The 12,022-nt window shown below is 71.2% G+C and carries 10 protein-coding genes and 2 pseudogenes; 7 read left to right on the top strand and 5 right to left on the bottom strand.

Annotated elements, in window-relative coordinates:
- Positions 1 to 1,067: pseudogene (locus tag AB8Z36_RS13035) on the bottom strand (bifunctional adenosylcobinamide kinase/adenosylcobinamide-phosphate guanylyltransferase); the annotation flags it as partial.
- Positions 1,068 to 1,168: 101 nt separating this feature from the next.
- Here AB8Z36_RS13035 and AB8Z36_RS13040 point away from each other — a divergent pair.
- The gene (locus AB8Z36_RS13040; RefSeq protein WP_369213426.1) at positions 1,169 to 1,423 is read left to right on the top strand and encodes a hypothetical protein; all 255 of its coding nucleotides are present in this window, start codon (positions 1,169 to 1,171) and stop codon (positions 1,421 to 1,423) included.
- A gap of 109 nt (positions 1,424 to 1,532) precedes the next feature.
- Here AB8Z36_RS13040 and AB8Z36_RS13045 read toward each other — a convergent pair whose 3' ends face one another.
- Both AB8Z36_RS13045 and AB8Z36_RS13050 read right to left on the bottom strand, forming a co-directional pair.
- Positions 1,533 to 2,240 carry a class I SAM-dependent methyltransferase gene (locus AB8Z36_RS13045; RefSeq protein ID WP_369213427.1) on the bottom strand — a complete coding sequence of 236 codons (708 nt, stop codon included), beginning with the start codon at positions 2,238 to 2,240 and terminating at the stop codon, positions 1,533 to 1,535.
- A gap of 74 nt (positions 2,241 to 2,314) precedes the next feature.
- Positions 2,315 to 2,941, bottom strand: coding sequence for a DUF3043 domain-containing protein (locus AB8Z36_RS13050; RefSeq protein ID WP_369213428.1), 627 nt, complete (start codon positions 2,939 to 2,941; stop codon positions 2,315 to 2,317).
- A 268-nt stretch (positions 2,942 to 3,209) separates the two neighbouring features.
- On the opposite strand from AB8Z36_RS13050, the gene AB8Z36_RS13055 reads away from it, so the two are divergent.
- The 5 genes from AB8Z36_RS13055 (at position 3,210) to AB8Z36_RS13075 (ending at position 9,660) form a co-directional block, all read left to right on the top strand.
- Complete coding sequence (locus tag AB8Z36_RS13055; RefSeq protein ID WP_369213429.1) at positions 3,210 to 4,007, top strand: PspA/IM30 family protein; 798 nt, start codon at positions 3,210 to 3,212, stop codon at positions 4,005 to 4,007.
- Between the two features lie 45 nt (positions 4,008 to 4,052).
- The gene (pspAA, locus tag AB8Z36_RS13060) at positions 4,053 to 4,331 is read left to right on the top strand and encodes a PspA-associated protein PspAA (RefSeq protein WP_369213430.1); all 279 of its coding nucleotides are present in this window, start codon (positions 4,053 to 4,055) and stop codon (positions 4,329 to 4,331) included.
- Positions 4,332 to 4,407: 76 nt separating this feature from the next.
- Complete coding sequence (locus AB8Z36_RS13065) at positions 4,408 to 5,637, top strand: sensor histidine kinase (protein WP_369213431.1); 1,230 nt, start codon at positions 4,408 to 4,410, stop codon at positions 5,635 to 5,637.
- Positions 5,634 to 6,314, top strand: coding sequence for a response regulator (locus AB8Z36_RS13070; protein WP_369213432.1), 681 nt, complete (start codon positions 5,634 to 5,636; stop codon positions 6,312 to 6,314). The genes AB8Z36_RS13065 and AB8Z36_RS13070 overlap by 4 nt, the downstream gene beginning before the upstream one ends.
- Positions 6,315 to 6,513: 199 nt before the next feature.
- The gene (locus tag AB8Z36_RS13075; RefSeq protein WP_369213433.1) at positions 6,514 to 9,660 is read left to right on the top strand and encodes an efflux RND transporter permease subunit; all 3,147 of its coding nucleotides are present in this window, start codon (positions 6,514 to 6,516) and stop codon (positions 9,658 to 9,660) included.
- 73 nt (positions 9,661 to 9,733) lie between these two features.
- On the opposite strand, the gene nadA is transcribed toward AB8Z36_RS13075, so the two are convergent.
- The gene (gene nadA / locus AB8Z36_RS13080) at positions 9,734 to 10,939 is read right to left on the bottom strand and encodes a quinolinate synthase NadA (RefSeq protein ID WP_440581904.1); all 1,206 of its coding nucleotides are present in this window, start codon (positions 10,937 to 10,939) and stop codon (positions 9,734 to 9,736) included.
- Between the two features lie 244 nt (positions 10,940 to 11,183).
- On the opposite strand from nadA, the gene AB8Z36_RS13085 reads away from it, so the two are divergent.
- On the top strand, positions 11,184 to 11,540 hold the full coding sequence (locus AB8Z36_RS13085) for a HesB/IscA family protein (RefSeq protein WP_030933606.1): 357 nt from the start codon (positions 11,184 to 11,186) through the stop codon (positions 11,538 to 11,540).
- A gap of 103 nt (positions 11,541 to 11,643) precedes the next feature.
- On the opposite strand, the pseudogene AB8Z36_RS13090 reads toward AB8Z36_RS13085, so the two are convergent.
- Positions 11,644 to 12,022 (bottom strand): annotated as a pseudogene (locus AB8Z36_RS13090) (hypothetical protein); the annotation flags it as partial.

Consider the following 12,022-nt stretch of genomic DNA (forward strand, 5'->3'; position numbering starts at 1 on the left):
GTTCGACACCGCGACCACCGTGCGGCGGGTCTCGCGTACCGCCTGGGCGAGCGCCGCGWCCGGCGGCGCCGGAGTTCGCGCTCGCCGCCGCCGGACCACTCCGCGTCGTCCCACGCGCCCACCTCGTCCATGACGTGGGTGAGCCAGAGGGAGAGGCAGTCGATGAGCAGCGGCGGCCCGTCCTCGGCGAGCAGGGGCTCCAGGTCGCAGCTCTCCGCCGTGCGCCAGGACGCGGGACGCCGCTCGCGGTGCAGGGTGACCCGCTCCGCCCACTCGGCGTCGCCCTTCCTGGTGCCGCCCGTCGCCACGTACAGCACGTCGGGGTAGCCGGCGAGCCGCCGCTCGGCCTCCACCGACTTGCCCGAGCGGGCCCCGCCGAGCACGAGGGTGCGGCGCGGCACGTCAGGGACCTCCTCGTAGGCGCCGACGGCGAGCGTCGTCCCGTCCGGCACGGCGCGCGCGCCCGCCGCCGCGAGACGGCGCGTCAGCTCCGCGCCCCCCGGGACCTCGTGCCCGATGTGCACGGCGAGCACATCGGTGGTGGGCCCGACGGCCCCCGCCGCGCGCAGCCGGGCGATCCCGTCGGGCCGCCCGACGACATCGGCGACGACCAGGTCGTACGGGGTGCGCCCGCCGCTCTGCTCCGCGACCCCCGCGGGCGCCCCGCCCGGCGGCAGATACAGCAGCCGCTGACCGTCGGGCCCGGTCACCTCGTAGCCGGAGCCGGGCGCGTCCATCGCCACCGCCCGCACCCGGTGGCCGGTGAGCAGCGCCAGCTCCCTGCCGTCGGCGACCCGCCCCGGCTGCGGGAGGCCCACCGGGACCTCCACGGCGGGCCCGTCGTGCGGATGGGAGAGCAGGACCTGCCGGACCCCGCCCAGCGAGTGCCCCGCGCGGGCGGCGGCGAAGGCCGCGCCGGGGGTGAGGTCGAGCAGCAGGACGCCGTCCACGAGCAGCGCGGTGGCCGCCCGCGCCGCACCGCCGAGCGCGGTCGCGCAGACGGCGCAGGGGCAGCCGGACAGGGGCAGTCCTTCGGGGGCACCGGTGCCGAGCAGAGTCAGTTCCACACGAAGATCCTCCCGCGTCGGGTCCGGCGCCGCTCGCCCGGCTAGGCTTCAGGCGGATTCGGGCGGTTCTCAGGCCGCCGAGGAACCTTCGGGAGGCTGACATGGCGGCATGGACGTGGCGGTTCGAGAAGGCGGACGGGACGGAGGTCCAGCCCGCGGTGCAGCCCGAGGAGTTCACCACGCAGGGCGACGCCGAGTCCTGGGTCGGTGAGTACTGGAAGGCGCTCTCCGACGGAGGCGCCGACCAGGTGACCCTCTTCGAGGACACCAGCAAGATCTACGGTCCGATGAGCCTGCACGCCGACACGGCTGACACGGCGGACACGGCCGACACGGCGGAAGAGCCTCAGGCCTAGGCAGCGGACACAGAAACAGCGTACCCAGGCACAGACAGGCTGGGACGCGACAAGGGGGGGCGGCCGTCGGCACGGCCGCCCCCCCTTGAGCTTCGCGCTCCGCGTGACCTCAGTCCCGCACCCCGCACAGATGCAGCAGCGCCGCGACCCGGCGGTAGGGGTCGGTGCGCCCCGCACGCTCCTCGGCGGTGAGCAGCGCGTCGTAGTCCCACTCCTCGGGCAGCGCCTCGCCGTCACGCAGGGTGTCGGTGAAGACCCGCACGCCGTACCAGGCCTGGAGCGGCGCGGCGATCCCCGCCAGCGTCGCGGAGAGGGTGTCGAGCCGGTCGGCCCGCGCGTCGACGCCGATGCGGTTGCGGTACGTGTCCGAGTCGAAGGCGTCGATCGCGCCCCGCCAGTCCCCGCTCAGCCCCGGCCGCATGGCCAGCGCCTCCGCGTTCCGCACGAGCAGGGAGAGCAGCCCGCCGGGCGCCAGCATCCTGGCGAGCCCGGCGAGGAGCGCGTCGGGCTCCTCCACGTACATCAGGACGCCGTGGCAGAGCACCACGTCGAAGCTGCCGGGCAGGAAGTGCACACCGGTCTGGTGCCCGTCCCCCTCGATGATCCGCACCCGGCTCTGGATGCCCTCGGGCTCCTGGGCCAGCGCCTCGCGCGCGGCGGCGATCATCTCGGCGTCCTGCTCGACGCCCGTGACCTTGTGCCCGGCGCGGGCGAGCCGCAGGGCCTGCGTGCCCTGGCCCATGCCGACGTCGAGCACGCGAAGGCGCTGCCCCACGGGGTAGCGGGCGGCTATCTGCTCGTCGAGCTGCCGGGCCACCAGCTCCTGGCGTACGGCATTGCGCGGTCCGCCCAGCCTCTCCAGCCAGGCGGCGGCTCTGCCGGTGAATCCGCTCAGGGCCGCGCTCCGCGCTTGACCTGCGGCTTCGGCAGCCGCAGACGACGCATCTGGAGGGTGCGCATCAGGGCGTAGGCGACCGCGCCCTTCTTGCTCACGTCCGGGAAGCGCTCGTTCAGGCGCTTCTTCAGACGGAACGCGGTGGCGACCGAGTCCAGCACGATCAGCACGATCACGATCAGCCAGAGCAGCAGCGCGATGTTCTGGAGCTGGGGCACGCGGACCATGCTCAGGACGAGGATGATCACCGCGAGCGGCAGGAAGAACTCGGCGACGCAGAAGCGCGAGTCGACGAAGTCGCGCGCGTACTTGCGCACGGGGCCCTTGTCACGAGCGGGCAGGAACCGCTCGTCACCGCTGGCCAGCGCCTCGCGCTGCTTCGCCATCTGGGCGCGGCGCTCGTCGCGCTGCCGCTTCGCCGCCTCCTTGCGCGTCGTCGGCGTATTGGTCACGCTGCGGCGCTGTGACTGGGCCATGGCGCGCTTGGGGGTGGGGCGGCCCTTGGGGGCCTGCGGGTCACGGGGCAACTTGGAGTCGGTCACCGGCGCCTGCGCGGCCGGGGCCTTCTCTTCCTTGGATCGGCTACGGAACACAAAATCCAAGGGTACGGGGTGCGGCGGCATGGACCCCAGCCGGACGGGGAACGATCCGGCAACGCCGGGCGTCTTGATTTACGTGGCTAATGGGACGTAGCAGGCGGTATCCAGCCGCTTCGGGACCGGGCCACAGGGGAGCACCTACTCCTTACGCCGGAGCGGCGCCGGACGCAGTCGTCCTTGGGGATGAGCGCATCCGCTCGCGAACAGTGCGGTAATGGATGCAGGGCCCGTACTGTGGGTTCTGAGCAGTACCTGGAGCTGGAAGTCCGTCAGAAGGGGGCGCGCGAAGCCCATGAGCGGTGTCATGAAGCGTATGGGGATGATCTTCCGCGCGAAGGCGAACAAGGCCCTTGACCGGGCCGAGGACCCGCGCGAAACCCTCGATTATTCGTACCAGAAGCAGCTGGAGCTGTTGCAGAAGGTCCGCCGCGGCGTCGCCGACGTGGCGACCTCCCGCAAGCGCCTCGAACTGCAGCTCGCCCAGCTCAACAAGCAGTCCTCCACCCTTGAGGACCAGGGCCGCAAGGCCCTCGCCCTCGGCCGTGAGGATCTGGCCCGCGAGGCGCTCTCGCGCCGGGCCGCGCTCCAGCAGCAGGTCACCGACCTGGAGACGCAGCACCAGACGCTCCAGGGCGAGGAGGAGAAGCTCACCCTCGCGGCGCAGCGCCTCCAGGCCAAGGTCGACGCCTTCCGCACCAAGAAGGAGACGATCAAGGCCACGTACACCGCCGCCCAGGCGCAGACCCGGATCGGCGAGGCCTTCTCCGGCATCTCCGAGGAGATGGGCGACGTCGGCATGGCGATCCAGCGCGCCGAGGACAAGACCGCGCAGCTCCAGGCGCGGGCCGGTGCGATCGACGAGCTGCTCGCCTCGGGCGCCCTCGACGACTCCTCCGGGCTCGCCAAGGACGACATCCAGTCCGAGCTCGACCGCCTCTCCGGTGGTACTGATGTGGAGCTGGAGCTCCAGCGCATGAAGGCGGAGCTGGCCGGCGGGTCGTCCGGTGGCCAGCAGGCCATCGAGGGCGGCACCGGCCAGGCGGGCGCCCAGCAGCAGCCGCAGGACACCCCGCGCTTCGACAAGCATTAGCCCCGGCAGACACCGCGGGTATCGCTCACGTCCGAGGAGGACGACATGATCGTACGGATCATGGGGGAGGGGCAGGTGAAGCTGGCCGACAGCCACTTCGCCGAACTGAACAAGCTGGACGACGAGCTGCTCGAAGAGATGGAGAGCGGCGACGGCCCCGGCTTCCGCAGGACCCTGCACGCGCTCCTGGACAAGGTCCGGGAGCTCGGCACGCCTCTCCCCGACGACGCCCTCGAACCCTCGGAGCTGATCCTCCCGGCCCCGGACGCGACCCTGGCCGAGGTCCGGGACATGCTCTCGGACGACGGACTGATCCCGGGCTGAGGCACGCGGCGGGCCACGACGTACCCGCGACGGGCCACCACGGACCCCCGGCGGGAAACGAACAGAAGAGCGGGAAGTGACCACGCTAGGGAAAAGCCGCTGCTGGGCCAGGACACACCCGCTGGCGGTGGACGCGGCGCTGGCCACCGCCGTGCTGATCTGCATGGTCGTCGGCTCCTTCGCCGAGCCCGACGGCGAGCACGGCCCCTCCTGGGCCTGGGGCACCCGCACCCCCGACCCGCTCAGCCTGCTCCTCATGGCACTCGGCGCCCTCGCCCTGTTCTTCCGGCGCCGCGCCCCCTGGACCGTGCTCGCCGCGACCTGCGCCGCCTCCATCACGGAGCTGCTCACCGGCGAGCCCCGGGCGCCCGTAGTGATGTGCGCGGTCATCGCGCTGTTCACCGTGGCCGCCACCACCGACCGCTCCACGACCTGGCGGATCGGCCTGGTCACCATGGCGGGCCTCACCGGCGTCGCGATGCTGTCCGGCTCCCTGCCCTGGTACGCCCAGGAGAACCTCGGCATCTTCGCCTGGACCGGCATGGCCGCCGCGGCGGGCGACGCGGTCCGCAGCCGCCGGGCCTTCGTGGACGCCATCAGGGAGCGCGCCGAGCGGGCCGAGCGGACGAGGGAGGAGGAGGCACGGCGCCGGGTCGCCGAGGAGCGGCTGCGCATCGCCCGGGACCTGCACGACGTCGTCGCCCACCACATCGCCCTGGTCAACGTCCAGGCGGGCGTCGCGGCGCACGTCATGGACCGGCGCCCCGACCAGGCGAAGGAGGCGCTGTCGCATGTGCGCGACGCCAGCCGCTCCGCGCTGAACGAACTCCGCGCCACCGTGGGCCTCCTGCGGCAGAGCGGCGACCCCGAGGCCCCCACCGAACCGGCCCCCGGCCTGAGCAGGCTCGATGAGCTCGTGGACACCTTCCGCCACGCGGGCCTGCCCGTGGAGGTCGCGCTCGGGCAGGTCGGCCTCGACCTGCCCGCCGCCGTGGACCTCGCCGCGTTCCGCGTCATCCAGGAGGCCCTCACCAATGTGCGCAAGCACGCGGGGCCCGACGCCAAGGCCGAGGTCAGCGTGGTCCGCGTGGGCCCGAACGTGGAGGTGACCGTCATCGACGACGGCGGCCAGGGCACCCAGGCCGGCACGGAGCCGAACACCGACGGCGGCGGCCACGGACTGCTCGGCATGCGCGAGCGCGTCACCGCGCTCGGCGGAAGCTGCACCGCGGGGCCCCGCTACGGCGGCGGTTTCCGCGTCCATGCGATCCTGCCCGTCAGCACGGCAAAGGGAGGGACCGCGTGACGATCCGCGTACTGCTCGCCGACGACCAGGCGCTGCTGCGCAGCGCGTTCAAGGTGCTCGTCGACTCCGAACCCGACATGGAGGTGGTCGGCGAGGCGTCCGACGGCGCGGAGGCGGTGCGGCTTGCCAGGTCGGAGCGGGCCGACGTGGTCCTGATGGACATCCGTATGCCCGGCACCGACGGTCTCGCCGCCACCCGCGAGATCAGCGCCGACCCGGGCCTGGCCCAGGTGCGCGTGGTGATGCTGACGACCTTCGAGGTCGACGAGTACGTGGTGCAGTCGCTGCGCGCGGGCGCCTCCGGGTTCCTCGGCAAGGGCGCCGAGCCCGATGAGCTGCTCGGCGCCATCCGGATCGCGGCGGCGGGCGAGGCGCTGCTCTCCCCGGTGGCCACCAAGGGGCTCATCGCGAAGTTCCTCGCGCAGGGCGAGGGCCCGGACGGCGACGAACCGGCGCGCGGCGGGCGGCTCGACGCGCTCACCAGCCGCGAGCGCGAGGTCCTCGTCCAGGTCGCGGGCGGCCACTCGAACGACGAGATCGCCGAGCGCCTGGAGGTCAGCCCGCTCACGGTGAAGACCCATGTGAACCGGGCCATGGCCAAACTGGGCGCCAGGGACCGGGCCCAACTCGTCGTGATCGCGTACGAATCGGGCCTGGTACGTCCAAGGGTGGAGTGACATGGGGGGCCTGCGTACTGCGCCCGCAGTACGCAGGCCGTGAGAAATGGGCCCTGGGAGTGGGGCTTCGTGGCAGCCCCATGGCTGATGGTGTGAAGGGCGCATAAACGCTTGCCGGAGGCGGTCGTCTCCGGCCCGGCTCCAGGTCCGTTCCGTGACCCGCCCGTCCCTGCCGCTCACGCCACAGAGAGAGACCACCATGTCCTGGCTGTCCAGGTTCAGCCTGGCCCAACGGGCCCTGATCGGACTGATGTCCATCATCGCCATCGTCTTCGGCGCGATCGCGATACCGCAGCTCAAGCAGCAACTGCTGCCCTCCATCGAACTGCCCATGGTGTCCGTGCTCGCCCCGTACCAGGGCGCGTCCCCCGATGTGGTCGAGAAGCAGGTCGTCGAACCGCTCGAGAACAGCATCGAGGCGGTCGACGGGATCACCGGCATCACCTCCACGGCGAGCGAGGGCAACGCCGTGATCTCGGCCCAGTTCGACTACGGAAGCGGCTCCAAGCAGCTCGTCGCCGACGTCCAGCAGGCCGTGAACCGGGCCAGGGCCGAACTGCCCGACGACGTCGACCCGCAGGTCGTCGCGGGCTCCACCGACGACATCCCGACCGTCGTCCTCTCCGTCACCTCCGACAAGGACCAGCAGGCCCTCGCCGACCAGCTCGACCGCACCGTCGTGCCGTCCCTGAAGGACATCGACGGCGTCGGCCAGGTCACCGTCGACGGTGTGCGCGACCTCCAGGTCAATGTCACGCCCGACGACGGCAAGCTGGCCAAGGCGGGCCTCACCCCGGGCGCCCTCGGCAAGGCCCTCCAGGCGGGCGGCGCCACACTGCCCGCCGGCTCCTTCGACGAGGCGGGCAAGAACCGCACCGTCCAGGTCGGCGGCGGCTTCACCTCGCTGAAGCAGATCCAGGACCTGCGCGTCCGGCCCGAGGCCGCGCCCGGCGAGCAGGCGGGCAGTCCGGTGCGCCTCGGCGACGTCGCCACCGTCAAGCAGGAGCCGTCCGCCGCGACGTCCCTGACGCGCACCAACGGCGAGCCCAGCCTCGCCGTCTCGGTCACCATGGACCAGGACGGCAGCGCCGTCGCCATCTCCGACGGCGTCAAGGACAAGCTGCCCGAGCTGCGCGAGGACCTCGGCGCCGGTGCCGAGCTGACCATCGCGAGCGACCAGGGCCCGGCGGTCTCGAAGTCCATCGAGGGCCTGACCACCGAGGGCGCCCTCGGCCTGGTCTTCGCCGTCATCGTCATCCTGGTCTTCCTGGCGTCGATCCGTTCGACGCTGGTCACCGCGGTCTCCATCCCGCTCTCGGTGGTCCTCGCCCTGATCGTCCTGTGGACCCGTGACCTGTCCCTGAACATGCTCACGCTCGGCGCGCTCACCATCGCCATCGGCCGGGTCGTGGACGACTCGATCGTGGTCCTGGAGAACATCAAGCGCCACCTCGGCTACGGGGAGGAGCGCCAGGAGGCCATCCTCAAGGCGGTGCGCGAGGTCGCGGGCGCCGTGACGTCCTCGACGCTCACCACGGTCGCGGTCTTCCTGCCCATCGGCCTGGTCGGCGGCATGGTCGGCGAGCTCTTCGGCTCGTTCTCGCTCACGGTCACCGCGGCGCTCCTCGCCTCCCTGCTCGTCTCGCTGACGGTCGTGCCGGTCCTCTCGTACTGGTTCCTGCGCGCCCCCAAGGCGGTCCGCGGGGTCGACCCGGAGGAGGCCCGCCGCAAGGCGGAGGAGAAGGAGAACCGCAGCAGGCTCCAGCGGATCTACGTCCCCGTGCTGCGCTTCGCGACCCGGCGCCGGTTCACCAGCCTGGTCATCGCGGTCGTCGTCCTGGTCGGCACGTTCGGCATGGCCCCGCTCCTGAAGACCAACTTCTTCGACCAGGGCGAGCAGGAAGTCCTCACCGTCAAGCAGGAGCTGAAGCCCGGCACCAGCCTCGCGGCGTCCGACGCGGCGGCGAAGAAGGTCGAGAAGGTGCTCGCGGGCATCGACGAGATCAAGGACTACCAGGTCACGGTCGGCTCCTCCGGCTTCATGGCCGCCTTCGGCGGAAGCACCGACACCAACCAGGCCTCGTACACCCTGACGCTGAAGGACAAGGCGTCGTACGAGAGGACGCAGGACCAGGTCGAGGAGGAGCTCGGCAAGCTCTCCGGCATCGGCCGCACGTCCATCTCGGCCGGTGACGGCTTCGGCAGCCAGGACCTGAGCGTCGTGGTCAAGGCCGCCGACGGCGATGTGCTGCGCAAGGCCTCCGACCAGGTGCGCGACGAGGTCGCCGAGCTGGACGACGTCACCGATGTGACGAGTGACCTGTCGCAGAGCGTGCCGCGGATCTCGGTCAAGGGCAACGCCAGGGCGGCGGCGGCCGGGTTCGACGAGACGACCCTCGGCCAGGCCGTGGCCCAGGCGGTGCGCGGCACCACCAGCGGCAAGGCGACCCTTGACGAGACCGAGCGCGACGTCGTCATCAAGGCGGCGAAGCCCGCGAAGACCCTCGCCGAGCTGAAGAAGCTGAGGCTCGGCCCCGGCGTCAGACTCGGTGACATCGCCGAGGTCCAGCTGGTCGACGGCCCCGTCTCGATGACCCGCATTGACGGTGCGCGGGCCGCGACGATCACGGCACGGCCCACCGGTGACAACACCGGCGCGGTCAGCTCCGACCTCACCGCCAAGCTCGACGCGCTGAAGCTCCCCGAGGGGGCCACGGCCACGATCGGCGGTGTCTCGGAGGACCAGGACGAGGCGTTCATGAACCTCGGCCTCGCCATGCTGGCGGCGATCGCGATCGTCTTCATGCTGCTCGTGGCGACCTTCCGGTCGCTGGTCCAGCCGCTGATCCTGCTGGTCTCCATCCCGTTCGCGGCCACCGGCGCGATCGGCCTGCTGGTCGCCACCGGCACGCCGATGGGTGTCCCCGCGATGATCGGCATGCTGATGCTCATCGGCATCGTGGTCACCAACGCGATCGTGCTGATCGACCTGATCAACCAGTACCGCGCGCAGGGCCACGGCATCGTCGAGGCGGTCGTCGAGGGCGGTCGGCACCGGCTCCGCCCGATCCTCATGACCGCCCTGGCGACGATCTTCGCGCTGCTCCCGATGGCCCTCGGGATCACCGGTGAGGGCGGCTTCATCGCCCAGCCGCTGGCGGTCGTGGTGATCGGCGGTCTGATCACCTCCACGCTCCTGACGCTCCTCCTCGTCCCGACGCTGTACGCGATGGTGGAGCTCCGCAAGGAGCGCAGGCGCGACAAGCGCGCGGCGAAGCGGGAGAAGAAGGCGGGCGTCCCGCCGCAGTCCACGGACTCCGCCGACCCGGAGCCCGCGCAGGTCTGACCCGCAGGGAACAAGGTAAGGGGCGTCCGCCATGGCGGACGCCCCTTACCGCTGCGCTGACTTCAGTACGGCACTACGGAAGCGCCAGCATCCGCTCCAGCGCCAGCTTCGCGAACTGCTCGGTCTCCCGGTCGACCTCGATCTGGTTGACCAGCGTGCCCTCGGCGAGGGACTCCAGGGTCCAGACCAGGTGCGGCAGGTCGATCCGGTTCATGGTCGAGCAGAAGCAGACCGTCTTGTCGAGGAAGACGATCTCCTTGTCCTCCGCGGCGAAACGGTTCGCCAGGCGCCGTACGAGGTTCAGCTCGGTTCCGATCGCCCACTTGGAACCGGCCGGTGCCGCCTCCAGGGTCTTGATGATGTGCTCGGTGGAGCCCACGTGGTCCGCCGCGGCGACGACCTCGTGCTTGCACTCGGGGTGCACGAGGACGTTCACACCGGGAATGCGCGCGCGCACGTCCGCCACGCTCTCCAGCGAGAAGCGCCCGTGCACCGAGCAGTGCCCGCGCCAGAGGATCATCTTCGCCTCGCGGAGCTGCTCGGCGGTGAGCCCGCCGTTCGGCTTGTGCGGGTTGTAGACCACGCAGTCGTCGAGCGAGAAGCCCAGGTCGCGCACGGCGGTGTTCCGGCCCAGGTGCTGGTCGGGCAGGAAGAGGACCTGCTCGCCCTGCTCGAAGGCCCACTCAAGGGCGCGCTTGGCGTTGGACGACGTGCAGATGGTGCCGCCGTGCTTGCCCGTGAACGCCTTGATGTCGGCGGAGGAGTTCATGTACGAGACGGGCACGACCCGCTCGGCGATCCCGGCCTCGGTCAGTACGTCCCAGCACTCGGCGACCTGCTCGGCGGTGGCCATGTCGGCCATCGAGCAGCCCGCGGCGAGGTCGGGGAGCACGACCTTCTGGTCGTCCGTGGTCAGGATGTCCGCGGACTCGGCCATGAAGTGCACACCGCAGAAGACGATGTACTCGGCGTCCGGCCGTGCGGCGGCGTCCCTGGCCAGCTTGAAGGAGTCGCCGGTCACGTCGGCGAACTGGATGACCTCGTCGCGCTGGTAGTGGTGGCCGAGAACGAACACCTTCTCCCCGAGCTTCTCCTTGGCGGCGCGGGCGCGCTCCACCAGGCCGGGGTCGGAGGGGGACGGCAGATCACCCGGACAATCCACGCCGCGCTCGCTCGTGGGGTCGGCCTCGCGGCCGAGCAGCAGCAGGGCGAGCGGCGTGGGCTGGACGTCGAGGTCCACGCGGTCTACGGGGGACTGGGCGGTGGTCACGACACGCACCCTTTCTTCTCTGCAGACGAGTTTTCGTCTATTTGACGCTATCTATCATAACCGCTTCACGTCAGTTTGACGATGGCCATAGTGTCGATGTGACGCGTTAGCCGGTACACGGCCCGGTGTCCCGCCGGGCGCCGTGTGCGAGCATGAAGGGGTAAGACGTAAGCGCTCGGCCCGGAATGAATCCGCGGCCCCGCCGGTTGCAACCGTCGGCAAGCAGTCTCCGTACAACCCGGGAGAGAAGCAGATGTCCGTATCGGACGAGACCACCACCGTGAGCGACGGCATCCTCCTGTCGGACGCCGCCGCGGCCAAGGTGAAGGGCCTCCTTGAGCAGGAGGGCCGGGACGACCTGGCGCTGCGCGTCGCCGTGCAGCCCGGCGGCTGCTCGGGCCTGCGCTACCAGCTGTTCTTCGACGAGCGTTCGCTCGACGGCGACGTCGTCAAGGACTTCGACGGCGTCAAGGTCGTCACCGACCGGATGAGCGCTCCCTACCTGGGCGGCGCCTCCATCGACTTCGTGGACACCATCGAGAAGCAGGGCTTCACGATCGACAACCCGAACGCCACCGGCTCCTGCGCCTGCGGTGACTCCTTCAGCTGAGCCTGTGAGCACCTGACACGCGTACGAAGGCGGCGGCCCCCCAGAAGTCTGGGGGGCCGCCGCCTTCGTACGTGCCCGGCCGGGTCCGACAGCCGTCGGCCCGCTACTTGCGCTTCACCGTCTCGCCCGCCGCGTCCACGACCTCGCGATCGCCCAGCGGCTTGTCGAGCGTGACCGTGTCCTTGATCTCCTTGGCCATCATCACGCAGGCCTCGCCCTCCTGCTGCTGCTCGGACACCGTGACCTTCACCCGGTCGCCGTCCTCGCTGGCGGACGCGGAGTACTCACTGCACACGCTGCCCCAGAAGTGCACGGTCAGCGACGTGCCGTCGGCGGTGTAGGACTCGATGTGCGCGGGCCCGCCGCCCTTGCCGCCGGGCTTCTCCGTGGGCTCGGGGCTGCCCACGCGGGTGGGCGAGGTCAGGTACTTCGGGGCGACGGCGGGGTGCGTCACCGTGAAGGAGTCCGCCGCGCCCCTGGGC

Source organism: Streptomyces flavofungini, assembly GCF_041028215.1.
Taxonomy (GTDB): domain Bacteria; phylum Actinomycetota; class Actinomycetes; order Streptomycetales; family Streptomycetaceae; genus Streptomyces; species Streptomyces flavofungini_B.